At 44.3% G+C, this 24,533-nt stretch carries 16 protein-coding genes; 5 read left to right on the top strand and 11 right to left on the bottom strand.

From position 1 onward, the window contains the following. Positions 1-28: 28 nt before the first annotated feature. Positions 29-1,510 (bottom strand): amino acid permease, encoded by a 1,482-nt coding sequence (locus tag G5B00_RS16405; RefSeq protein WP_163878062.1) that lies wholly within the window; start codon positions 1,508-1,510, stop codon positions 29-31. Positions 1,511-1,706: 196 nt separating this feature from the next. On the opposite strand from G5B00_RS16405, the gene G5B00_RS16400 reads away from it, so the two are divergent. Together G5B00_RS16400 and G5B00_RS16395 are read left to right on the top strand one after the other, a co-directional pair. Next, positions 1,707-3,518, top strand: a complete 1,812-nt coding sequence (locus G5B00_RS16400) for a DEAD/DEAH box helicase (RefSeq protein ID WP_163878060.1) — start codon at positions 1,707-1,709, stop codon at positions 3,516-3,518. Between the two features lie 70 nt (positions 3,519-3,588). Further along, the gene (locus G5B00_RS16395) at positions 3,589-4,917 is read left to right on the top strand and encodes a mechanosensitive ion channel family protein (protein ID WP_163878056.1); all 1,329 of its coding nucleotides are present in this window, start codon (positions 3,589-3,591) and stop codon (positions 4,915-4,917) included. Between the two features lie 36 nt (positions 4,918-4,953). Here the strand turns inward: G5B00_RS16395 and rlmB are convergent, their stop codons facing one another. The 4 genes from rlmB to folK all read right to left on the bottom strand — a co-directional run bounded on the left by rlmB (position 4,954) and on the right by folK (position 8,730). Further along, entirely contained in the window at positions 4,954-5,733 is a 780-nt protein-coding gene (gene rlmB, locus G5B00_RS16390; protein ID WP_163878053.1) for a 23S rRNA (guanosine(2251)-2'-O)-methyltransferase RlmB, read from the bottom strand. Between the two features lie 69 nt (positions 5,734-5,802). Next, positions 5,803-7,596 (bottom strand): DNA polymerase III subunit gamma/tau, encoded by a 1,794-nt coding sequence (locus G5B00_RS16385; RefSeq protein WP_163878051.1) that lies wholly within the window; start codon positions 7,594-7,596, stop codon positions 5,803-5,805. A gap of 298 nt (positions 7,597-7,894) precedes the next feature. Continuing rightward, entirely contained in the window at positions 7,895-8,245 is a 351-nt protein-coding gene (locus G5B00_RS16380; RefSeq protein ID WP_163878048.1) for an Hpt domain-containing protein, read from the bottom strand. Next, positions 8,242-8,730: a 2-amino-4-hydroxy-6-hydroxymethyldihydropteridine diphosphokinase gene (gene folK, locus G5B00_RS16375; protein WP_163878045.1), complete on the bottom strand. Its 489-nt coding sequence runs from the start codon at positions 8,728-8,730 to the stop codon at positions 8,242-8,244. The genes G5B00_RS16380 and folK overlap by 4 nt, the downstream gene beginning before the upstream one ends. A gap of 72 nt (positions 8,731-8,802) precedes the next feature. Between folK and sppA the strand changes: the two genes are divergently transcribed. Both sppA and G5B00_RS16365 read left to right on the top strand, forming a co-directional pair. Then, positions 8,803-10,566 (top strand): signal peptide peptidase SppA, encoded by a 1,764-nt coding sequence (sppA, locus tag G5B00_RS16370; protein WP_163878042.1) that lies wholly within the window; start codon positions 8,803-8,805, stop codon positions 10,564-10,566. A 157-nt stretch (positions 10,567-10,723) separates the two neighbouring features. Then, a complete protein-coding gene (locus G5B00_RS16365) occupies positions 10,724-11,914 on the top strand; it encodes a phosphoglycerate kinase (protein ID WP_163878039.1) in 1,191 nt (396 codons plus the stop codon). Positions 11,915-11,976: 62 nt separating this feature from the next. Here G5B00_RS16365 and G5B00_RS16360 read toward each other — a convergent pair whose 3' ends face one another. Beyond that, complete coding sequence (locus tag G5B00_RS16360; RefSeq protein ID WP_163878035.1) at positions 11,977-13,917, bottom strand: KUP/HAK/KT family potassium transporter; 1,941 nt, start codon at positions 13,915-13,917, stop codon at positions 11,977-11,979. 254 nt (positions 13,918-14,171) lie between these two features. Here G5B00_RS16360 and G5B00_RS16355 point away from each other — a divergent pair, with 254 nt between their 5' ends. Continuing rightward, positions 14,172-14,564, top strand: a complete 393-nt coding sequence (locus tag G5B00_RS16355) for a T9SS type A sorting domain-containing protein (RefSeq protein ID WP_205966452.1) — start codon at positions 14,172-14,174, stop codon at positions 14,562-14,564. A 33-nt stretch (positions 14,565-14,597) separates the two neighbouring features. On the opposite strand, the gene G5B00_RS16350 is transcribed toward G5B00_RS16355, so the two are convergent. The 5 genes from G5B00_RS16350 to G5B00_RS16330 form a co-directional block, all read right to left on the bottom strand. Then, on the bottom strand, positions 14,598-15,065 hold the full coding sequence (locus tag G5B00_RS16350; RefSeq protein ID WP_163878029.1) for a retropepsin-like aspartic protease: 468 nt from the start codon (positions 15,063-15,065) through the stop codon (positions 14,598-14,600). A 28-nt stretch (positions 15,066-15,093) separates the two neighbouring features. Further along, positions 15,094-16,032, bottom strand: coding sequence for a malate dehydrogenase (locus G5B00_RS16345; protein ID WP_163878026.1), 939 nt, complete (start codon positions 16,030-16,032; stop codon positions 15,094-15,096). 184 nt (positions 16,033-16,216) lie between these two features. Then, complete coding sequence (locus tag G5B00_RS16340) at positions 16,217-18,526, bottom strand: BamA/TamA family outer membrane protein (RefSeq protein ID WP_163878023.1); 2,310 nt, start codon at positions 18,524-18,526, stop codon at positions 16,217-16,219. Continuing rightward, a complete protein-coding gene (locus G5B00_RS16335; protein ID WP_317168862.1) occupies positions 18,516-23,687 on the bottom strand; it encodes a translocation/assembly module TamB domain-containing protein in 5,172 nt (1,723 codons plus the stop codon). The genes G5B00_RS16340 and G5B00_RS16335 overlap by 11 nt, the downstream gene beginning before the upstream one ends. A 276-nt stretch (positions 23,688-23,963) precedes the next feature. Further along, on the bottom strand, positions 23,964-24,533 hold a 570-nt coding region (locus G5B00_RS16330; RefSeq protein WP_163878015.1), incomplete at its 5' end, for a GNAT family N-acetyltransferase.

The raw sequence follows: 24,533 nt of genomic DNA, 5'->3' as shown, positions 1-24,533 counted from the left end.
GTAAGATCTTACGTCTCTACCATATTCTTTATTTCAATTTTTCAGCTTCTATTTCCTTCTTGAGGACACTGTGTTTTTTGCCATACGCAAAATAAATAATCACGCCCACAGCCATCCAGATCGCTAGACGCTCCCAGCTTTCTATCGGTAGGGAGGCCATCATCAGCACACATACCAGTACACCCAAAATAGGTATCAAAGGTACCAAAGGTGTCTTGAAGGGGCGCTCGGCCAGTGGGTTTTTCTTGCGCAGGACAATCACGCCTATACATACCAAGGTAAATGCAAACAAAGTACCTATACTCACCATGTGACCCAAATCTGACACAGGCACAAATCCTGCAAAAATGCTGACGAAGATCATGAAAATCAGGTTGGTTTTCCAAGGCGTTTGACGTTTTGACAGGTCGGAGAAAATCTTGGGTAATAAGCCGTCCTTGCTCATCGTGTAAAACACCCGGCTTTGGCCCAATAGCATGACCAGAATCACCGAGGTATATCCGGCAATGATCGTCACGATCATTGCTGTATTTAAGAAATGGTATCCTGTCTTGGCAAAGGCTGTCGCTACGGGTTTGGCATCTCCTTTAAAGGCGGAATAATGTTCCAGACCTGTCATGACGTAGGAGAACAACACGTACAAAATAGTACATATAATCAAAGAGCCAATGATACCGATAGGCATACCCTTTTTGGGGTTTTTGGCCTCTTGGGCAGCCGTACTGACGGCATCAAAACCAATAAAGGCAAAGAATACAACACCTGCTGCACGGAGTACACCACTGATCCCGTAATGCCCAAAATAGCCTTCCTTAAAGAAATCGAACATGCCGATCTTTCCTTGCTTCAATAGCTCTTCGCCTTCGTTGACCGGGATGAAAGGAGTATGGTTTGCCGGATTGATAAACTGCCATCCTAAAGCAATGAACAGCAATACCACACCGACTTTTAAGATGACGAGGATATTGTTGACAAAAGAAGATTCCTGTGTTCCCCTCATCAGCAACAGGGACAATAGACAGACGATAATAATAGCCGGTAGATTGACCATGCCGCCTTCCCACGGACCATATAGGAGTTCTGGAGGCAGTTGCCAACCAAATATAGCCAGAAGCTGATTGAAATATTGTGACCAACTGGCGGCGACCGTAGCTGCCGCTAAGGCATATTCCAGTACGAGATCCCAGCCAATGATCCAGGCCATAAACTCACCCATGGTTGCATACGAATACGTGTATGCACTTCCCGCTACCGGAATCATGGAGGCAAACTCAGCATAACACAAACCTGCAAAGGCACAGCCTACTGCCGCAACGATAAAGGAGAGCATCACCGCCGGCCCCGCGTTTTCGGCGGCCGCTATACCGGTCAAGGAAAATAAACCGGCCCCAATGATCGCTCCAACACCCAAAGCCACTAAACCGGTGCTGGATAAAGTTCTTTTGAGTGTTCCTTCGCCACTTTGTTCTGCTTCAGCGACGAGCTTTGCAATAGATTTTTTATACCACATAATTTAGATTTCGTTTTTTCTGTCCCAAACCTATGAAAAATAAGGGTATTATGAAAAATTGATTTTATTTTTTTATTTATCTATCATAAGCGGGGGGCGTCTATCTCACTAATCTCCTGAAACATTAGGAATTATGGATTCTTGTTCGTACCTTTGCAGCGCCTTAGGCAATAGTGCCTATTGTATAATTTATTTCATGAACCCATTTTTAGAACTGGGAATCCGTCATGAAGTTGTTAATGCCATCACTGAGCTAGGTTTCGAAAAACCTTCTCCTATTCAGGAAAAAGCCATTCCTGTGTTATTGACTGGTAACGACGATTTTGTCGGATTAGCCCAAACCGGTACCGGGAAGACTGCGGCATTTGGTCTCCCATTGTTAGAACAGCTTGATTTTTCTCAAAGACATCCTCAAGCGTTGGTATTATGCCCAACACGTGAACTATGTTTGCAGATCGCCAAAGATTTGGAAAAGTATGCAAAATACATAGATGACGTGCATGTCGTCGCCGTGTACGGCGGTGCAAACATCTCTGACCAGTTGCGTCAGATCCGTCGTGGTGTACAGATTGTCGTAGCGACTCCTGGAAGGATGCTCGACATCATCAATCGCAAAGCCATTGACTTTTCCGATGTCAGATATGTCGTCTTGGACGAAGCTGACGAAATGTTGAACATGGGATTCCAAGAGGACATCAACAGCATCCTTTCGGAAACACCCGATGACAAGAAAACCTGGCTCTTTTCGGCGACCATGCCAAAAGAGGTACGTCGTATAGCCCAAAACTATATGACCAATCCATTCGAGTTGACCGTTGGTACGAAAAATACCGGAAATGTGAACATCGAACACCAGTATTATCTGATCAAAGCCAGAGATAAATACGCGGCATTCAAGCGTATCGTAGACTCAAATCCCGATATATTCGGTATTGTTTTCTGCCGTACAAAGATCGAAACCCAAGACATTGCCGAAGCCTTGATCAAGGACGGTTACAATGCCGATTCGTTGCATGGAGATCTATCACAGCAGCAACGTGACAAAGTCATGAAACGCTACCGTGAGCGCAATCTACAACTGCTTGTTGCTACCGATGTGGCTGCCCGTGGTATTGATGTGAACAATGTCACACACGTCATCAACTACTCTTTGCCCGATGAGGTAGAAAACTATACACACCGCTCTGGCCGTACAGCCCGTGCGGGAAAAACAGGAGTTTCACTCTCTTTGATCAATGTCAAAGAATTAGGTAAAATCAGACGCATTGAAAAAATAATTGGTAAACCTTTCGAGAAAAAATTAGTTCCCCAAGGAACAGAGGTTTGCGAAAAACAATTGTTTGCGATTGTAAACAAGATCCACAATGTTGCGGTCAACGATGAACAGATCGATCAGTATATGCCTGCCATTGTAGAGTCATTACAAGACCTGTCCAAAGAGGATATCATCAAGCGTTTTGCTTCCTTGGAGTTCAACCGTTTCTTGGATTATTATAAGAATGCGCCCGATTTGAACGTTGATGCCCGTGAGAGCGGTAGAGGCGAACGTGACAGAGAGGATAGAGGACGTGATAGAGGAGGCCGTTCGGCTTCCAATGGATACACTCGTCTATTCATCAACCTTGGTGCAGTGGATGAATTCAGTAGAGGTGATATGTTGGGCTTTATTTGCAACAATGCAAATATCCCCGGAAAATCTGTTGGGAAGATTGACATGAAGGGTGTCTTCACTTTCTTCGAAGTACAAGACCATGATGTCGACAAGGTATTCCAAGGTTTTAAAGCCGTTGATTTCAATGGCCGTCAGGTACGTATCGAAGTCTCTGAGGGAGGTCGTTCCGACAGGGGCAGACGTTCGTTCGGGGGAGGCGATAGAGATCGGGGAAGAAGCCGGGATAGTGGTAGAGACAGAGACCGCAGAAGTGGTGGAAGTGACCGTGGACGAAGCTATAACAAGGATTTCCGTGATTTCTCTGGCAAACGCCGTGAATCAAAAAGTCGGTATTAATCTGGCTATATAGCATACGAAAAAGGTGGGTTGGCTTGGCTAACCCACCTTTTTTTATTACTTTCGTGAGATGAATTTAAGCGAAACATCACAACACATTCTTGAAAACCTATCCCCGATTGACCATAACCAACTCTACAGCTACACGTTCAAAAAGCTTGAACAATGGCATCTTTCTGAGCAACTGGCTCATATCGTCAACACGGCTATCTGGGTTGCTGTCCTTATTGTCGTATTGCTTGTGGTCGATTTTATTACCAATAAGCTGATCATCAATCTTGTCGTAAAAATCATCCGAAGAACAAAGAATAACTTTGATGATTTTTTGATCCAGAACAAGACACTCGTTTATATAGGTCGATATATTCCGCTGTCTGTGACGAAATACCTCATTCCAGTGGTTTTTCAGGGGTATCCTCCCTTGGTTGGAGTATTGGTGACCTTTGTCGATATCTTGATGGTCGTTACGTTATTGATGATCATTCGGTCTATCTTTAAGGTGATCCGGGATATTGCCCGAACAAAACCGGCATTCTCGGACAAACCACTGGACAGCTATCTACAGGTCTTTGAGATTTTCCTGCTCTTTGTCGGAGGAACGATTATCTTTTCCATCATTACCGGCAATTCGCCATGGACGTTCTTAGCTTCTCTCGGTGCGGCATCGGCTATTCTGATGTTGATATTCAAGGATACCATCTTGGGCTTTGTGGCGAGTGTACAAGTTTCTGCCAATGATTCTATCCGTGTGGGCGACTGGATCGAAATGCCCAAATACGGTGCTGACGGTGATGTCATCGAGATCAATCTGAACAATATTAAGGTACAGAATTGGGATAAGACCATCACGACGATCCCAACCCATCTTCTGCTTGCTGATTCGTTCAAGAATTGGCGTGGTATGCAGGCTTCGGGAGGTAGACGTATCAAACGTGCGATACATGTCAAAATATCAACTATTCGGTTTTTGACGGAAGAGGAGATCGAAAAATTGCATGCTATCGCTATCCTTTCTGACTATATTGAAAAAAGACGGGAGGAAATCAAAGCCTACAATGAAAGTACGCGGGCCGATGCCTCCATGCCTATCAATGGACGACGTATGACGAATGTAGGGCTATTTAGGGCTTATATTATGGCCTATGCCCGGCAAAATCCACGTATACATCAAGGTATGACCTTATTGGTACGCCAATTGGCTCCGGCTGAAACGGGTCTCCCCATTGAGCTGTATATGTTTACGAATGATATACGCTGGGCAGTTTTCGAAGAGATTATGGCAGATATCTTTGATCACTTATTTGCTGCCATCAAATATTTTCATTTGGAGGTATATGAAGCTCCGGCTTCGGATGATTTGAGGCATTTGCAACTGATGGTTGGAAAGCTTCATGATTAATACATTGGTAGAGACGCATAATTATGCGTCTCTACTTTATTTTTCCAACCCACGCTGTCGAATAGCTTCGTAGATGACGACTCCGGCAGATACGGATACGTTCAACGATTTGATCTCCCCAAACATTGGAATTCGTGCCAGTTTGTCCGAAATGCGTATCAAGTCATTCGAAACGCCTATATCTTCGGCACCCATAATGATACAGGTAGGTACAGTATAATCTACATCGTAGATAGAAGAATCGGTTTTTTCGGTGCCGACCACCAACTGTATACCTGAATCAATCAAAAAACGACCGGTCTTGCCCAGTGAATCCTGACGACATACAGGAATTTTGTACAATGCCCCGGCAGAAGTTTTGATCGCATCCGGATTGATTTCGGCCGAACCTTTCTGAGGTACGATAAGGGCGTGTACACCGGCACACTCTGCCGTACGGGCTATAGCACCCATATTGCGCACATCCGTCACACCGTCCAGCATCAAGAGCAAGGGTACTTCGCCTCGTTCGTATAGGATAGGTAGCAGATCTTCAATATTGTGGTAAGTGATCGGTGATATGACCGCGATGACACCTTGATGGTTTTTGCGTGTAATGCGGTTGAGTTTTTCTATCGGTACTTGTTGGAATCCTATGTTGTGTTCTTTCAACAAGGCCTTCAGCTCCATGAATAGGCTACCGCTGAGACCCCGCTGTACAAAGATCGATTCGATCTCTTTGCCGCTGTCTATAGCCTCTATGACTGCCCGGATACCAAAGACCATCTGATTGGACTCTTTTTTATCCCCTCTGTCTCTTCGTTGAAAATGTTGCATATTCGCAAATTAAAAATTAATAAATCAAAAAATGTAGGTAGGGGCGAAAAATGTTTCGCCCGTACATCGTCAGCTCAAGCCTAAGTTGAATGTTTTTCGCAGTGTCTCCAAGGCTGGATTCTTGGCCGCCATGGCTTGGTATTTTTCCTGTGATGTATAAGGTTTTAAGGATCGGGTCTGCTCAACCTGTACAGCTTTGAGATCCAGGGCAAAATTGCGAAGCTCCACGCGCAGATAATTCAAGATATCGATCTTGCTCTCTTTGATCTGTTCCATCTGCACCATATTTTCCACATCGATTTCAATCACCGTTCCATCAAGACGTGGAGTAGAAGCCGTCATGATCGTATAGATGGTAATTCTGCTTTCGTTTTTCATTTTCTCGGCAAAGGTGCTCCATTTGCCTAGGAAATTGTTGAAGGTGACATCTTGGTATTCACTTCCGACGACGAGCTCTTCTTTCTCACCTTCTCCTGTCGCAGTTTCTTCAAAGACGGTTTGCAGGTTCGGCACAGCGACAGCTGATTTGATGTTGCCCCATCCTTTGCCCGGAGTGTAGGGTTTAGGGGGAGCAGCTTCTGTAGTACGTTGTTCAACAGTATTCGCTGCCGGAGCAGGTATTGTCGGGGATTTTATGGGAGCCGCTTCCTCTCGGGCGACAGATACAGGGATAGGTTGTTCTGTTTTTGTAGGTGCGGTGTAATCAACTAGTTTTTTTTTTTGCTCCGTTGCGGGAGGAACCGATACACCTTGTACGGCCATCTTGATCGCCGAGGATAGGTGGCACATCTTTAACAGGGCCAGTTCAACCTGTAGACGTTGATTCTTGCTTGTTCTGTAGTTGATCTCACATTGATTGGCGATATTCATCGCTGACAATAACAGTCCTGAGCTGATGGTGGCGGACTGTTCCAGGTAACGCTTTTTGACGTTTTCGCTTACTTCCAGTAGTTTCAATGTCTTGGGTTCCTTGGTGACGAGTAGATTGCGGAGATGATTTGAAAGGCCCGCCATAAAATGACCACCGTCAAACCCTCTGTTTAGAATTGTATCAAAGATCAACAAGGCTTCTGCGGCTTGTTCTTTGACAACGGCCTCTAATAACTGGAAGTAATATTCGTAATCGAGGATATTTAGGTTTTCGATGACAGCCTGATAAGTAACTTGACGATCGGAAAAACTGACGATCTGGTCAAACATAGAAAGGGCGTCACGCAGACCTCCATCGGCTTTTTGGGCAATCACATGTAGACCATCCTGCTCGTAGCTTATGCCTTCTTTGTCCGCAATGGAAGCCAAATGGTTTGCCATATCCTCCACTTTGATGCGATTGAAGTCAAATATCTGACACCTTGACAGGATAGTCGGCAATATCTTGTGTTTTTCCGTGGTCGCCAAGATGAAGATGGCATAGGAGGGAGGTTCTTCCAATGTCTTAAGAAAAGCATTGAATGCTGCCTGTGACAACATGTGTACCTCATCTATGATGTAGATTTTGTATTTTCCGGTCTGTGGAGGGATGCGTACCTGTTCGATCAGGCTACGGATATCCTCTACCGAATTGTTGGAAGCGGCATCCAATTCATGAATGCTGAACGAGGCCCCGCTCTGGAAAGACTGACAGCTGGCACATTCGCCACAGGCCTCTGTCTTGTCAGTGATCTGTTCACAATTGATTGTCTTGGCCAAAATACGCGCACAGGTAGTCTTTCCGACCCCGCGTGGACCGCAAAACAAAAAGGCTTGGGCCAGTTGATTGTTGTGGATGGCGTTCTTTAGCGTATTCGTAATATGTCGCTGCCCTACGACAGAATCGAAGGTGACAGGGCGGTATTTACGGGCTGAGACAATGAAGTTATCCATTAGGACAAAGATACAGGTTTTGCGCCATCTTATCAAGCATAGAAACCCTACTTATTTGCTGTCAAGTATTCCTGGGCAAAATAGGTTCATCTGCTGCCCGACTTGAGTTTTGTTAGTAGGTAATGAAAAAATCCTGAAGCGGGGAGCCTCAGGATTTTTACTAACTAACCAATTATAAACCTAAAATTATGAAGTACTAAATATATAGCAAGCGGTATGCCAATCTTGTGCCTGTGTGTCACTTTAACACATCTTAACAATATGTTCTGCCCCGTTTAATGTAGTTGTTTCCGTAACATCATAATCTCTCCCGAAAATCCTGTAATTCTTTCATCAGCTCATCGAAATTAGCTTGAAGGGCTTCGAATTTTTTCCGGATCATGCCGTTGTCTTCTCCCCTCCGTGCCAAATCTTCCAATTCTTGGAAAGCTATTCGTAGGGCAGTGGCTCCTACATACTCCATGGTAGGTTTGATATGGTGTGCTGCATCAGCAGTACCTTGGAGATATCCATTGTTTACATTTTCGATCAATTGTTGGAAATCGGAAGGACATTGTAATATATACATGTCCACAAACTGCCTGGTCATGTCATCATTGTCCATCATGGCTTTGCGTATAGTGTCTGGATTGAGGTGGCGATATATCATGTGAGATCAAGTTTTTTTACAGACAAGGGATCGGTACTTGCTTCCAACAGTTCTTGATTTGTTTTGAACAACTGTGGATGTACATATTCGGGTGCAATTTCGCAGAGAGGAACGAGCGTAAACCGACGAAAATGTAAATAAGGATGCGGTACGACCAGTTTGGGCGTATGGATGCATTCGTCATTGAAATACAGGATATCGATGTCAATGATGCGGGTATCCCATTTTTTGTGGCGCACACGTCCCAATGTATTTTCGATTTCCTGGCAAGTTGCCAAGACGTCGGGTGCAAGCATATCCGTTTCGACCAGAATGACCTGATTGAAAAAAGGAGGTTGTTCTTCTAACCCCCAAGCTTCAGTTTCGTATAGCGAAGACCGCGTGACAATCTTTCCGATGGTAGTATCAATACTGTTTTTGGCCTGCTCGATCTGTTCGAGCGGATTACCCAGATTGGCACCCAATAAGATATAGACCTTGTTCATGTGTATAACAATTGAATAAAATGTACTGTAAAACCAAATAATTCCTTAATTTAGGTATTATTTTATACAAATATGGAGTTTTTAAAACAAGTTCTAGCAACTCTTACCGGCGTTCTTATCGCAGCGGTAATTTTATTTTTTGGGATTATGGTTTTTATAGGCGCATTGGTACAGCAGTCGACACAGACCAAGACGGCCTCCGTGTCGGCCAATTCGGTGCTCTACATCAACCTGAACCATGCAGTAGTCGAAAAGACGGAAAGCAACCCCTTTGACGAATTGAATATCCCTATCTATGGGAGCGAACGGTCTATAGGTCTGAACGATATACTTGCCCGTATCAAGGCTGCGAAAACAGATGACAATATCAAAGGGATCTATCTTAATCCCAGCACAGTAGGTGTAGGATTTGCGACACTGAAAGCCATTCGCGATGCCCTGTTGGATTTCAAGGAATCCAAAAAATTTATCGTAGCTTACAGTGAGGTCTATTCCCAAAAAGCATATTACCTTGCTTCGGTGGCTGATGATGTGTATCTACACCCCGAAGGTTCTGTTGATTTTAGGGGACTAAGCTCGTCCGTGGTATTTTTGAAAGATGCCTTGGACAAACTGGGGATAGATATGCAGGTTATCAAAGTGGGAACTTACAAATCGGCCGTAGAGCCATTTATGCTCAATGAGATGAGTCCGGCCAATCGAGAGCAGGTGACCTCCTACCTCCATAGCATCTATAACAATTTTTTATCGGATATAGCCTCAGGACGACAGGTAGACAAAGACAGTTTGCGGCATATTGCCAATGAATACCTCATTCGTGACGCCGATGATGCCCTGCAATATAAATTTGTGGACAAAAAACTTTATAAGGACGAATTGCTGAACGAATTGAAGCTTTTGATAGGCATCGATGAGGATAAAGATATTCCGGCAGTTTCTCTGCTATCTTATGCAGGTAAGAAAGAGACTGGCTCTGCAAAAGATAAGGTAGCCGTACTGTATGCCTATGGTGATATCGTCGATGGAGAGGGAGATGGTACCAATATAGGAGGGGATAGAATATCCAGGGAATTGCGAAAAATCCGTAAGGATAAGGATGTGAAAGCTGTGGTGTTGCGCGTCAATTCGCCCGGAGGATCAGCTTTGGCTTCCGATGTAATCTGGCGTGAAGTCGAACTGACCAAGCAAGTGAAACCTATCGTCGTATCCATGGGCGATTATGCAGCATCGGGTGGATACTATATTTCAGCAGCAGCAGATTCGATCTTTGCGGAGTCTACGACCTTGACGGGCTCTATCGGTGTATTTGGTATTATCCCTAACTTTAAGGGGCTGTTGAACAATAAGTTGGGGGTGTATGTGGATGGTGTGAGTACGGGCAAATATTCGTCCTTGATGGCTGATCCCGACAGGCCACTCACAGCAGAAGAAAGGGCAATCATTCAGAAAGAAGTAGATAAGGTCTATACTACCTTTATGGAAAGGGTGGCGAATGGCCGCAAGATAACGGTTGCACAAGTGGATAGTATAGGACAGGGAAGAGTGTGGACAGGCGAACAGGCCGTACAGCTTGGACTGGTGGATAAAGTTGGAAATTTGCAACAGGCCATTACTGCCGCAGCAAACAAAGCTGAATTGAAAGATTACAAGGTGGTCGAATTGCCTGAAAAGAAAGATCCCTTTGCCAACCTGCTGTCCACATCCAAGGACAAAATCAAAAATTGGATGTTGGAGGATGAGATCGGTGAGTACCAACGTTATCTGATCGACCTCAAAAAAGTACTGACGAATACGGGTATACAAGCAAGAATACCGTATACAGTAGAGATATATTAAACATTTTTTAGCCTCGGATTCGAATCCGAGGCTAAAAAATGGTAAAAACCATTCCCTTTTTTATATATTTACACGCCAAAATCAACGGACTGGACAGGAGATTTTTTTCATTGCCTATGTTGAAACCGGAGATGGAAAAATTAGATAACGATCATTTATGAAAACAATTGACAATTTAAATTTTAAAGACAAAAAAGCATTAATCCGCGTAGATTTTAATGTGCCGCTGGATGATAATTATAACATCACGGACGATAACCGAATCCAAGGAGCACTACCCACCATAAAGAAAATATTGGCCGATGGTGGAGCGGTCGTCTTAATGTCCCACTTAGGGAGGCCAAAAGAGGGGCCTACAGAAAAGTATTCTCTAAAGCACATTGTCCCTTACCTCTCCAAGGTATTGGGAGTAGACGTACAGTTTGCAGACGACTGTATCGGTACCGAGGCGGCACAGAAATCCGGGGAATTAAAACCTGGACAAGTTTTGCTGTTGGAAAACCTTCGCTTCTATAAAGAAGAAGAAAAAGGAGATAAAGATTTTGCCGAAAAATTGGCTCAGCTGGGTGATGTATATGTCAATGATGCCTTTGGTACCGCGCACAGAGCCCATGCTTCTACAGCCGTTATTGCACAATTCTTTCCCGATGCGAAATATTTCGGCTATCTGATGGCCGCTGAGCTCAGTAATGCGGAGAAAGTATTGAACAATCCGGAAAGACCGTTTACAGCTATCATGGGAGGGGCCAAGGTGTCGGACAAGATAGAGCTTATTGAGGCTTTGTTGGATAAAGTAGATAACCTTATCATCGGAGGAGGAATGGCCTATACCTTTGTAAAGGCACGGGGAGGTGAGATCGGAAAATCCCTTGTGGAACTTGATAAACTTGACTTGGCCAATGAACTTGTCAAAAAAGCCGAAGAAAAGGACGTCAATCTCGTATTGCCTACCGATGCCCAGATCGCGGACAAATTTTCAAATGATGCTGAGGTCTATAACGGACCAAATGATCAGATACCGGCAGATAGAGAAGGGTTGGATATAGGTAGCGAATCGGCAGAGCATTTTGCGGAAGTCATCCGTGCGTCCAATACCTTGCTGTGGAATGGCCCAATGGGCGTTTTTGAATTCGATACTTTTGCCAAAGGTACCAAAGTTGTGGCCGATGCTGTAGTGGCTGCTACCGAACGAGGAGCATTCTCCCTGATCGGTGGAGGTGATTCTGCTGCCGCAGTCGCGAAGTTTGGTATGACCGAGCATGTCAGCTATGTGAGTACCGGTGGTGGTGCACTATTGGAATACATGGAGGGTAAGGTCCTGCCGGGTGTGAAGGCTATTGAAGAATAATAACTTCTCCTTTAAAAAAAAGACCTATAAGATTTTCAAAATCTTATAGGTCTTTTTCTTCACTATATTCTATGCAGTTCTATATGCTGCGTGTTCGGAATATTCAAAGGTACACGCTCCAGTGTCACAAAACTGCTGTCCAATCCAAATCCTTTTTCTTCGCTCAGACTGAAATGCTTGAGTATTCTGTAGTACTCCATGACGATTCTTTTGCCCCAGCTGAGGTCAGAGGTCTTGGTAAAAACTTTTTCCAGTACCACAAAGTTGAAATCTCCGGGAATCTGATGCTTTTTTAAGGTGTCATATTGACTGGTGATATCTATTTCTCCATTCTTGACCATTTCTTCGACAACTTTTCGGAATAGCAGGCTGATTTTTTGTTCTTCCCGAAATCCTAGCTTGAAGTCAATACGTATGAGTTTGCCCGGGATGAGTGACGTGACATGGTAATCCTTGGCATGGGGCACATCCATGACGTCCACGTGTACCAGCCAATACACATCAGCCCGTTTGGGCTTTTTGTTGATGATAGAATACATGATTTTTGCTTCGATTTCTTCTTTGTTGTTTGCACTGGTCAAGTAGACGAGCTGAGAGGCAAAGGTCGGCACGGACTTGTCCTTGCTCAACTCCGAAATAATCGGGTAATATGGTTTGATATCTACGAAACGTACATAGTTGTTTTTAATTTTTCGCGCAATGTACCAAGTGTACATTGTACCAAAGATGGAAGCTGCAAGGAGCAGGGTCAACCAGCCGCCATGACTTATTTTGACTGCGTTGCCAGCTAAAAAAGCGGTTTCCAGACTGAAATATACCAATGCAAATACAACAACCCAAAGTGTTTTGACGTGTTTTCTTAATAAAAAGAAACACATCAGAATCGTGGTAGAAATAAACGTCAGGTTGATCGCAAGACCATAGGCTGCTTCCATATTGTCAGACTCTCGAAAAACGAATATGATCAGCATACAGCCAATGTATAGAAGCAAGTTGATGGATGGGACATACAGCTGCCCTTTTTGGTCGCTGGGATATCGTATAGATACTTTGGGCCAAATATTGAGTCGGACTGCTTCAGATATCAATGTGAATGAACCCGAAATCATGGCCTGGCTGGCAATGATAGCTGCTATGGTAGCGATCAGGATACCATAGAGGACAAACCAATCTGGCATGATGGCATAAAATGGATTGGTCGTGCCGATCTGTTGTCCCTCGTGCCCAATCAACCAGGCACCCTGCCCGAAATAATTCAGGATTAAGGCTAGCTTTACGAATATCCAACTGATACGGATGTTGGATTTGCCACAATGTCCCATGTCCGAATACAACGCTTCGGCCCCTGTTGTGCAGAGGAAGATAGCACCTATGATAAAAAGAGCGTTAGGGTAGTGGATGATGGTCTGTATGGCATAATATGGATTTAAAGCTTTGAAAACTTCCGGAGCATGATGGATATAGCAGAATCCCAACAGGCCAATCGTGCTAAACCAAAGCAACATGAGTGGTCCAAATACCCGGCCTACGATGGATGTCCCAAACCGTTGGATGAGAAACAGTAAGGTGATGATGATAATGACAAGTGGAATGACAGGAAAGTCGGGGTCATGAATGGCCAATCCCTCCACGGCAGACGAAATGGTAATAGCGGGAGTAATCATCCCATCGGCCAATAAAGTGGAAGCACCGATGATGGCCGGTATGATGAGCCATTTTGCCCTTCTCTTGACGAGGGAGTAGAGGGATAGTATGCCTCCTTCTCCCTTATTGTCTGCATTCAAGGTAATCAATACATATTTGATCGTCGTCTGTAATGTTAACGTCCAGAATACGCATGAAATACTGCCGATGACCAGATCTGCATCTATGATATTCTTGTTGAAAATAGCTTTGAAAACATATAATGGAGAGGTACCGATGTCTCCAAATATAATACCGAGGGAAATGAGTAAGCCGCTAAAAGTCAGTCGGTTGATTCCTGTTTTTTGACTGGATGCCATGTTGTATTTGATGTCTGTCTACGTGTGTAAAAGTCGTGCCAAAAATAATGAAATAATTGGTTAACGTAATTTGCCGTTAAAAATTGTTAAAAGCTTTGATTTTTTTTTAATCGGAGTCTCATTCTTGAAAAAAACATTTATATTTGTTACAAGTAAAACCTAACATAACTAATTACTGTTTTTGTTAAACTAAATTTTACTCTTGGAGTCGTAAAGGTATGAAAGTTTTCGTTTTATATAGGACAAAGTTGATCATGGTAAACATCATTATGTTTGCTGTGCTTTCATTGGCTATGCCCGTATTCGGACACGATTATGCCCGGACCAACATGTCCATGGAATCTTCTGTTGGGGGGTACATGGGAAAAGATGACGATGCCGAAAAGAATATTACAAACGTGAAAGTGATGTATAATCCTGTTGCCGAACAGATTAACGTCAATTTCAAGTTGTCGAAAGAAAGTACTGTCGTGATCAAGTTGATGGATGCATTGGGAAATGAAGTACTAAACCTGTCAAACAGCAATTTGGATGCAGGTGCACAGTCGCTGTCTTTTGATACCGAAAGTAAGGTTTCTGCAGGCTTTTACTTCATCAAATTGACCTCTGGTACAGAGACCGTGATCAAGCGGTTGTCTATTCGTTAGTCTTTTTTCCTTCGTTTTTTAGGGTACTAAAATCTATCTTTTTGGAGTAGTCTTTTCGCCCGTTTGCCGTCTTTTCCTTTCATTCAATTGCAAGGTCTTTGTCTTGTAATTAATGACTGCTCCAAACTGCATGAGTACGTCTCCTCCCAAAACACCGACCACTTTGGGGAAATTCATCTGCTCGTAGGCATAGTTGATTGCCGAAAGATCCAATACGGCCACTTGGAGGTTTTTGGTGTGCCATGGGCCTATTTTCAGATAGGGTAGATCCAATATATGGCTCTGCATGCTGTTTGTCCCCAATCCTGTCGAAAGAACATCCGTGTGTTGAAAAGCTGTCTCGGCTATCCCCGACTGTAGGAGCATATCCCTGTCCAGGACAGTCTTGGATGCGCCCGTGTCAACGACCATGTGAAACGTCTTGTCGAATAGCTCTACTTTCAATAAAATATGGTAACCGTCACCTTGAAGGTTACAGACAGACAGGGGAATTTTTTGCATATTGTCGTGACCTATCAAAGATAGGTTTCTATAAGATATTACTGTCCTTCAATACGTTGTTCATATTACGTACGGCAGTGGCACTTGCTTCGAAAAGTTGTTTTTCCTGTTCATCGAGCTCAATGGGTACGACTTTGTCCCATCCTTTTTTATTGATGATGACAGGCACGCCGATATTGATATCCTCTTGTCCTAACTCACCTTCCAGATACACCGATGCCGTAAACAATCGGTTCTGATCAAGAACGATACTTTCTACCATAGCAGCCGTTGCTGCTCCTGGTGCATACCAGGCAGAGGTGCCGATCAGCGCAGTCAAGGTTGCTCCGCCCACCATTGTTTTCTGTGCGATTTCAGCTTGTTCCTCTTCGGTCAGGAAGTGGGTGACAGGGATGCTGTTCCACGTTGCTTTTTTGATCAATGGGATCATGGTTGTGTCTCCGTGTCCGCCGATGACAATCGCATTCAAATCGCCTGGAGAGGCGTTTAATTTGGTCGCAAGCTGGTATTTGAAACGTGCCGAATCCAACGCACCTCCCATACCTATTATCCGGTTTTTGGGTAGTCCACTGGACTTTAGAGCCAGATAGGTCATGGTATCCATGGGATTGGAGACGACAATGATGATGATGTCGGGAGAATATTTAATAAGATTGTCTACTACTGATTTGACTATTCCTGCATTTGTTCCAATCAATTCTTCGCGGGTCATGCCAGGTTTGCGGGGTATACCGGAAGTAATCACGGCTACCGATGAGCCTGCGGTCTGTGCGTAATCATTGGTGACACCCTTGAGTTTGGTATTGAATCCCAGTAAAGCGGCTGTCTGCATCATGTCCTGCGCCTTGCCCTCAGCAACTCCCTCCTTGATGTCCAATAAGATGACTTCTTCTGCAAAATTGCGGCGAATGATGTTGTCTGCTGTAGAGGCTCCTACTGCTCCTGCTCCGATGACTGTTATTTTCATGACAAAATAGCTTTAGTAGTTTAACTGTTATAAATGTACTAAAAAATATTGTAGGGTAGGGTATTTATGTAGAGAATATATCGATTTTTTCCGCTGATCCACACGGATTTTTTCGCAGATAGCACAGATTGTCTTCTGCGGAGAATCTGCGTTATCTGCGGGAGATAAAGAATCACAATATACCCTAAAAAGGATAACCGATCGCCAGATTGAACACCAAATTGTCTGACCGCCATCCGGAGCTTCTGAAATTGATGTCCTTAAATACCCAACGGTCTCCTTTATCACGATAGGGGACACGAAACGGAATGGCAAAATCTGTACGTAAGATAAGGAAAGTAAAATCAAACCGTAGCCCCAATCCACCACCTACAGCAAGCTCGGACAGAAAGTTCTTGGACAGGCCAGCCCCCGGTTTGTAATTGTCTTCATGCTGCACCCATATATTTCCGGCATCGATAAAAGCTGCCCAGTGCAAAATCCCTGCAAGCTTGGCTCTGTATTCTGTATTCAGCTCCAATTTGTAGTCCCCCGTTTGGTCAGCAAAGAAGTTGTTTTCCCCCAGGTTTTCCGGGGCCGAAGAACCAGGGCCTACCGATCTGGCTCTGAATGCGCGGAGTCCGTTTGGCCCTCCTGAATAATATTGTTTCAGATAGGGGAGAGAGTACGAGTTGCCGTAAGAATAACTTGTTCCCACCATGATGCGAGAGGCGAGTTGTGCGTTTTTAGTGATATTGAGATAATGTCTAAAATCTGCTTCTACCTTGACAAATTGACTGTAAGGTGTATTGAATAGTGTTTTTATATTGTCATTCTTATAATCTGCCCCTTGGATAAGACCGAGTACATTGCCAGAGAGATTGATGCTGCCTTTGAAGTAAAAATTGTGCTTCAGCTCCTGCTGCATTGTGTTCGTAAAGGTAAATGTATAATTTGGACCAAAGGAAAACTGCGGCTCTACAATATGTCTTAGCGTCGGGACTGTATCCATCTGTGCCTGGTACTCGTCCGTAATATTGCGAGGCTGTACATAGATGATTTCTGCTACACTGAGATCATGCTGCTTCTGATCATTTTCTTTCCATTGGTAGCCATAGGTCAAAGAAGAGGAATTGAGCATATAAGCTGTCCGTCTGTTGAGAAATTCGTAACCGAACTTGAGATATGTACGAGGAATGAAGCGCCTAGATGGCGACCAATCGAATGGCGCAAGAATACGTGGCCAGGAAATACCCAATTCGGTACCGAAGCGATAATAGGCTGAATTGAGATTGACCTTTCCACCCGTTTGGGTTTCGTATCCTCCAAATACGTTCAATGTCACGGTCTCGGCTCCTCTAAATGCATTGCGCAAAGTCCATGTTACATTGGCTTCTGAGCCGTTGTAGACCGACGCTGTTTTTCCGAGGATCTCAAACCGCAGGGATTTCTTTGGCAATGGTGTCAGATAATAATAGACATCCAGAGCATTTTCCTCGTTAGAGCTGGGTTCAAAATTATTTTTGACGAACTTGAAGGCATTGAGATTGACCAGATGGCTGATCGTCAGATTGTGGTCATGCCTATTGTACAGCTGATTCTTCTCGAAGAAAATATGATTGGCCAGTACTTTTTTTCTAAAGGTATTCTGTGGATCGATAAAGTAGTAATTGTTTTCGAAGAGCTCCAGATTGCGCTGACGTCTCCGTGTATATCCTTGTGAATCCAATTTGTAGTTGGGATAGATATAGATATCACCGATACGCTGTGGCTGTTTGGCTTGGGCGGCAGTTTCGGGTTTTATCGTGACATACATATCGACCTTATGGTCACCGATGGTGCTGTCTACCTCGACCAGGATATTGTCGGGATTGAAAAAATAGTATCCTTTGTTTTTGAGACTATTGTCTATACGTTCCCGTTCGCTGATGATCACGTCCAGATTATAGTTCTTTCCAACCTGTAAAAGTGAATTCTCCTTATCGGAGACAATGTCATATCCCAACTGAGAGGTACTGTCGACATCGTAATGCACAGAACGAATACGATATATGCTTCTTGGGATACCGGTGTAGGTGATCGTGGCTATCTTGCCGTTTGAAGATGTGTCCGAACTGAAGGAGGCATTGAAAAAACCCAGGTTTTCTACCCTATTGCGCAGCAGGTTTTCGTTGTACTCCCGATTGACATCACTGAGGAGTACAGGCTCTTCTCCCCATTTTTTAAATTGTTTTTTGACGATGTTTTTTGTTGAATCGTAGCCTCCTCCCATACTCCAGAAACCCAGTTTCCACCGCCAACCTAGCAGTTTTTTGTTTGGCTTAGGCATTAGCAGTCCTTCCAAATGCTCCTCGAATGCCTGTTTTCTCGCAACTGGTACGGCTGTGTCCATTTCCAAGACTACTTTGCCTCCATCATACAGCTTCTCGCCCTCGGCAAGATGTTTGGTTGAATTGCAGGAGGCTAGAAACAACAATGACACTAAAGTGGTACAGCTCAGCAACTTAATTTTCATAACGTCTCCTTCCTTCCTGTGGGATGTATGCGATTGGTTTTTGTATGAAGGACCGAGCCGAATTTGAGGAAGAGTCCTTAGGCTCTTGTTGTGGTATAGAATCCTGTTGTCGCTTCAATTCTTCCTCTTTTTGTCGTTCTTCTATGCGTTTTCTGTACTCGGGACTGTGCTTCATCAGGCTGTCGCGGATCACAAAGCGTACACTGTCCCTATACACCGAGTCGGTCTCCATTCGCTCGACATCAAACCTTCTTCTGAAGCTACGGCTATCCGTGTTGTAATAGGCTTCCAATGCTTTGGTACTCATAAAGAGTTCTTTGAATTTGTCGTAGCTCATATTGATAATGAAACCTATTCCCGTCTCTACAAATTGGCCTTGTAGTGTGGCTTGGTACTGGTTTTTGCGATATGCCCGCACAAAATAGCGGCCATCTTTGGAGAGTTGGTAATCCATGGATATGTCTCCGGCGATGTTGTTTGGGTTTTCCCCCGGGCGGGAAGTGCCCTCCACCTCAAAGTTGGAGCCTACGGTGATTTTGAGACGGTCATCAAAAAGCATCTTGGAGATACCTACATTGAGATCTGTTCGATTGTTGCCCGTACCCGTGAGATAATCTTGTTCGGACTGTAGATTAAAATCCAGCTCTACACCTTTGATCAGGTCGGATGCTAACTTGTTGAGTTGGGCCGATAGCAATTGACTGACCGAATTCCGTACGGTACTCTCTACGCCGCCGCCTCCCGAAAGACTTTCGAAAGGATTGGCAGAAATAAAACGTCCCAATATAATGAGCGAAAAAACCTGTTTGTTGAGCTCTGCCGGATCCTCCTTCAAAGAGGCTAGTCCGATATTGACCTTGCTGACCACATCCTGGGAGACGATAGCATTATTTTCATCCAGATCAATGTCAAATCTAATATCTGGTTTGAAAAGTTCGCCTGTCAAAATCAACTTGACATCGAATGGAATACGTTGCTTATAGAGATTCTGACTGTCGTTGCCGATTTGGTTGGCGACCAATTCCAATGTCGGGAATTTGCCTTTGTACACGGCTGTGATATCCATCCGAGCGTCCAAAGGATCGCCATTCCAGGTGATGGTACTTCCTTTCTGGAAATCAAATTCCCGTTTGACAGGGCCAAAGTTGAATGAGTAGCTTCCGTCTTCTACGGTAAATGTCCCCGACATGGTGATCTTGTCGCTGGCATCGATGGTCGTATTGATCTCGGCTATACCTTGGATATTGAGCGCATCCTGTGAACCTTCGTCAATGATAATCTTAAATTTCGCTTCGCGGTCTGTCGCCAGATTGAGGGCAATGTCATAACCGGATAGGGTCGTGGCGGTAGTTAGAGAATCCAGCTGTGCAAAGACATTGGTACGCGCTGTGTCGCTCTTGTCCACGAATTTTACGACTCCGTCTCTGTCCGCTACACCGGGATTCTCGTTGGGTACGATAAAGACAAAGTCCGTATTGCTGTTTGCCGTGACATTGCCGTCTATGGTAGGCTTGTCCATATTGCCACGGATACGGATGTTGGAGGTCACAAATAGTTTGCCGAAAAACAGGTCGTTGTCTTCACGTGTAGAATTTACCACGGCAAAATTATTCGTTGTGAGGTTGAGGTTGAAATCAAAGTTGGTATATGTTTGTGTCGTTACGCTTCCGTTCAATTTGGCCGTATTGCCCTTGATATCCGCCAATTGGAATTGGCGGAACTGTATACCTTGGTTGTTGAACGTAATTTTTTGGTTGTCCATCAGTAGGTCTGCATTGAGCATACTGATATTGACCTTGCCTTTGACAAAGGTCAGATCGCCATTGATACGGGGAGCTTTGGTCGTTCCGGTGATCTTTAACGATCCTGTGAGATCTCCTTCACACCCTTGCAGGTAGCCCATACTGAAAGCCTCGACAGTCTTCAATTTCATAGGTTTGAGATCTAATGTTGCGTTGAAAGAAGACTGTCCGGAAGGGGGGGAGATGAATTCGCCCAAAAGCTGTACATCGTTGCCATTTTCGGTGATCCGGATGTCAGCAGCAAAAGTATTCTCCTTTTCATTGTTTACTTTCAAGAGCACATTACCGACAGGCTGTTGTCCAAACTGAAATTTTTGTATTTCCAAATCTGATACAAATACCGGGTTAGCATCCAATCGAGAAATGGTGGCCGTACCGTTGATACCTCCTCCGATATCCAAGACCTCGGATTCCAGCATCTGGCTGAAAGTTTCGATGCGGAAGTTGTTGAAAGTGATGTCTATCGGAGAATTGAACGTCGAATCCTGCGATTGTACGAATAGCTCCTGTCCCTCACGGCTAAGTCGGAAATTGCGTGCCAATATCCCATTGTTACCAAACATTATTTGGTTGTCGGGCGAAATATTCCACGTGTCATAATTCAACATTAGCCCATCTTCAAACAGGTGTAGTATGTAATTGTTTTCGTTGACAGACATCTGCATGCCGAGATGATAACGGTCTTTGGCTTGCTTGTCCTTGATCCATAGCCCAAAGTCCAACGTGTTTTCACTGACTTGTCCACTGAGCACCGTATTGTTGAGCTCAATGTTGCTTATTTTTATTTTTTCGATCAATGCCGAATAATATAGGGTACTGTCGGCCGTGACCAGATCTACACCTATATTTTGTACGACGGTGCCATCATAGTTGAGGTTGGGGGCAATCAATTTGGCCATGATGCTCTGCTCTTTACTGTTGAATGTTCCATCTAGTGTGATGTCGCTCATCTGCTCCAGTCCGGGAAAAAAGTCACGTATGAAGCGCGAATTGTTCAGTGTGGCAGAAAACTCAAATTGTTGGTCTTCATAGGATTGAACCTTGGTTGTGTCGTTTGTAGGGTTATAGTACACCTTGGCGATGTCCTGTAGGGAGAGTCCCAGTTCGGTCAGCTTGTATTTGCCGACCAAGTGTGCTCTCAGAAATTCTGACCGGAGTATCAAACTGTTTTTGGACGTGTCGGCAAGCGCGATCAGTGAGATTGTATCGAGGGCATACCGCTCTTGATTGTAGGCGATGGAAGACTGGGTAATATCTATGCGGCCATTCAGAAAATTAAGATCTGCGGTTCTGAAGTCTGCCGTGACCTTGCCATGGTAGCGCATATTGTCTTCCATGAGTTTGAGGTTTTGAAGATTGACACTGTCTATCATCAGATCCATCTTGGCTTTGGGGTATTGGCCTCGCATATCCGCTGCGATGTCCATGTTAAACTTGATGTTGGGATCTGTACTCTTGACCTGTCCGGCAATATCCCCCTCGTTGGCGTCCATATCCAAGGATATATCGTGGTAGGCATAGCCCATGGCTTCCAGTGTATTGACACGGCCATTAAGATTGGCAGTCATGGTCTTTGGATCCAATCCGCGACCTTTGACATGCATGTCTACAGCTACAATACCTAATACAGAGTCTTGGTTTAATATATGTCCGATGTTAAAATTGTCGATCGTCACTTGGGCGTCATAGGTGGTGTCTTGAGGCGCCATGTTGAGGTTTCCATTGACTGTGGCATTGCCCTTGTCCGTATGCAAGGACATGTTGGCATCAAATCCACTCATTCCCCCGGAGAGGGTCCCCGAAAGAGCCATCACATTGGGGAATTGGAAATCTTTTGGTAATAGGGATTTGGCGATGAGCTGATCCAGATCCCTTTTGGATGTGTTCAATTTCTTTACGTCCAGATCGATATTCATACGGTCTACATCAGGAAGTCCTTTGATATGTGCGCTGGCACTAATCTCGGTGTTGTCAAGGGTCTTGAATTCCAGATGGGGAATGTGCAGATCGTTGAGCTTGCCCGATATCCGGCTGTCAATGTAGAAACTTTTGGTCAACAGCGGCTTCATCACTTCCATCGTGTCCAGATCGGGTACAAAGAACCGGATGTCGGTCATATCGATCTGTGTTTTGCGGATATTGGCGTTGATCTGTAAGGACTGGAGATTGTCAGATAATACATCCAGCGAAGGATAGCTTATCTTGATGTAATCCCGGATTGTCGTGCGTGGTGTCTGGGCCAAGAGGTTCTTGATCTCTGCTCCGGTATTGGTATATTCAAAATCGCCTTTGAGCTGTTTAAGATAGAAACCCGAATGATCCTTGGCTGTCAGATTGGCCAATGAACCGGAGATGGAATCCGAAGAATAATATAGGTCATCCAATGCTCCGCCCAGATCTGTTATTTTGATGTTGAAATAATCAAAGCCTTTCATCCGAGGTTGATTGTCATCCTTAAACCAAAAATTGGTTTTGTCTATGGATAACCGCTCGGCGGATACCACCCAGTTGACGGAGCTTGTGTCATTGTTGTTTTGAAGTTGTTTGGTTGTCTTGCCCAACAGGACATAAGAATCCGAACCATCCAACATAAGCTCCCGCAGTCGGACTACTTCTTTATTGAGGTCAATCTCATCGATATTGGCCGAAAGGTTTTTGATGTCAAAGCGGGTATCCATTGCAGAGGACTGATCTGCATAGCTGATCAATATGTTTTTGAGCTGGATGGTCTGTGTCGCAAGGTTGGGAAGGAGTGAACTGTTTTGTGTGTTTTCGTCCGTGATGCCGAAATCCTCCGCTGTGGGTGTGGTGGCTTCTGTCGCCGGAGTCCACTGTTTGATATGTGCGATCAGTCCATCTATGTTGATAGCAGGAACGTCAAACGTCATGTTGTCGGTAAGATCAAAGGTCTTGATACGTGTATCCAGATGCTGTAGGTTGATGTCAGCCCCCATACCGATCATATCGTCGTTGTAGACAAAGCGTATACGGTCTAGCTTGACCTTGTCTATGTCAAAAATCATAGGCGAAGAGGAGGTGTCGGTCTGTGCAGGGGACTCCTCTCCGGAAGAAAAGGCCTGCATGATATAATCAAAATTAAATTGACCGTCTGGAGCTGTCCTGTTGATCTTGGCCGTGATGCCGGTCAGGTCTATTTCCTGGATGGCAACAGTGTTTTTCAGCAATCGCCACATGCTGATATCGACCGATAGCTTCTCTCCGGCCAAAAGGGTATCCCGGCTTTGGTCTTCAAAATAAATGTCTTCCAGAACCAGTTTTTTAGGGAAAGCAATGTTGATGTAACCTATACGAACAGGTGTGCCGATTTTTGTTTCCAAATAATGCGTTACTTTACCCACGACATAGTTTTGGACGGTGGGTTGCCGCAGCAGAAAAACAATCAAGAAAAACAAAACTATCAGGGAACCTACAATCCACAAAATAGTGCGAAGAAAAATTCGTATATATCTATTCAAGCCTCTATAAACTTCGTTAACCTATTCTTTTTAACATAAAACGTAAAAATAGGAGAAAAGTTTGATAAATGATTATATAGCGTCAATAGATTATTCGACAAACCTTAGAATCCCAATAACAACACTATAAATCGTTACCCAAGGAGATCGGCATAGGCACTATGCTCCTATTTGCATGTGTTCCATGACTTTTCCAAAAATGATGATTTCTCCCTTGACCTCAAACCCAACCTTTTCGTAGAGACGTTTTGCATGTGGATTTGTCTTTTCGACCAACAGTCCCAATATTTGATTCTGCTGATATACATATAGGTCAATAACAAATTCCAACAAAGTCTTACCAATGCCTTTGCCTTGTGCCTGTGGACTGACAGCCAAGGTGTCGATATAAATCTCACCGGCTTGGGTTTCTTGACCTGCCTCGTAGTCTGTGCCAAATTCTTTTTTGACAAAGTCTAGGATAGGCTGCCTCAATTTGACAAGATCTTCCCCAGGATATAGACAGATCTGTCCTAGGATCTGATGACCTTCTTCGGCAACAAAAATATGATCGTACGTATATTGATTGTCCGGACGCGCTATAAAATGAGCCATAAACTTGTTTGCCTCATCTATGTCGTCTCGGCCAATAAATTGAAAGACAATCTCGGACATGGCTAGGTTCATCAACCCTGCCAATGTATGGGCTTTGGATGGGTGTGCTTTGCGAATCGTCATATCATGTGTCAA

The organism is Parapedobacter sp. SGR-10 (genome assembly GCF_011030405.1).
In the GTDB taxonomy this organism is placed as follows: Bacteria; Bacteroidota; Bacteroidia; order Sphingobacteriales; family Sphingobacteriaceae; genus Sphingobacterium.
This window is presented reverse-complemented; position numbering and strand designations above follow the sequence as displayed.

Bases quoted from the DNA above. Each gene is read 5' to 3' on its own strand.
- G5B00_RS16400 (WP_163878060.1), top strand. From the start codon at position 1,707: ATGAACCCATTTTTAGAACTGGGAATCCGTCATGAAGTTGTTAATGCC.
- G5B00_RS16365 (WP_163878039.1), top strand. From the start codon at position 10,724: ATGAAAACAATTGACAATTTAAATTTTAAAGACAAAAAAGCATTAATC.
- folK (WP_163878045.1), bottom strand. From the start codon at position 8,730: ATGAACAAGGTCTATATCTTATTGGGTGCCAATCTGGGTAATCCGCTC.
- G5B00_RS16405 (WP_163878062.1), bottom strand. From the start codon at position 1,510: ATGTGGTATAAAAAATCTATTGCAAAGCTCGTCGCTGAAGCAGAACAA.
- G5B00_RS16360 (WP_163878035.1), bottom strand. From the start codon at position 13,917: ATGGCATCCAGTCAAAAAACAGGAATCAACCGACTGACTTTTAGCGGC.
- G5B00_RS16395 (WP_163878056.1), top strand. From the start codon at position 3,589: ATGAATTTAAGCGAAACATCACAACACATTCTTGAAAACCTATCCCCG.
- G5B00_RS16350 (WP_163878029.1), bottom strand. From the start codon at position 15,065: ATGCAAAAAATTCCCCTGTCTGTCTGTAACCTTCAAGGTGACGGTTAC.
- G5B00_RS16345 (WP_163878026.1), bottom strand. From the start codon at position 16,032: ATGAAAATAACAGTCATCGGAGCAGGAGCAGTAGGAGCCTCTACAGCA.
- sppA (WP_163878042.1), top strand. From the start codon at position 8,803: ATGGAGTTTTTAAAACAAGTTCTAGCAACTCTTACCGGCGTTCTTATC.
- G5B00_RS16355 (WP_205966452.1), top strand. From the start codon at position 14,172: ATGGTAAACATCATTATGTTTGCTGTGCTTTCATTGGCTATGCCCGTA.
- G5B00_RS16340 (WP_163878023.1), bottom strand. From the start codon at position 18,526: ATGAAAATTAAGTTGCTGAGCTGTACCACTTTAGTGTCATTGTTGTTT.
- rlmB (WP_163878053.1), bottom strand. From the start codon at position 5,733: ATGCAACATTTTCAACGAAGAGACAGAGGGGATAAAAAAGAGTCCAAT.
- G5B00_RS16380 (WP_163878048.1), bottom strand. From the start codon at position 8,245: ATGATATATCGCCACCTCAATCCAGACACTATACGCAAAGCCATGATG.
- G5B00_RS16385 (WP_163878051.1), bottom strand. From the start codon at position 7,596: ATGGATAACTTCATTGTCTCAGCCCGTAAATACCGCCCTGTCACCTTC.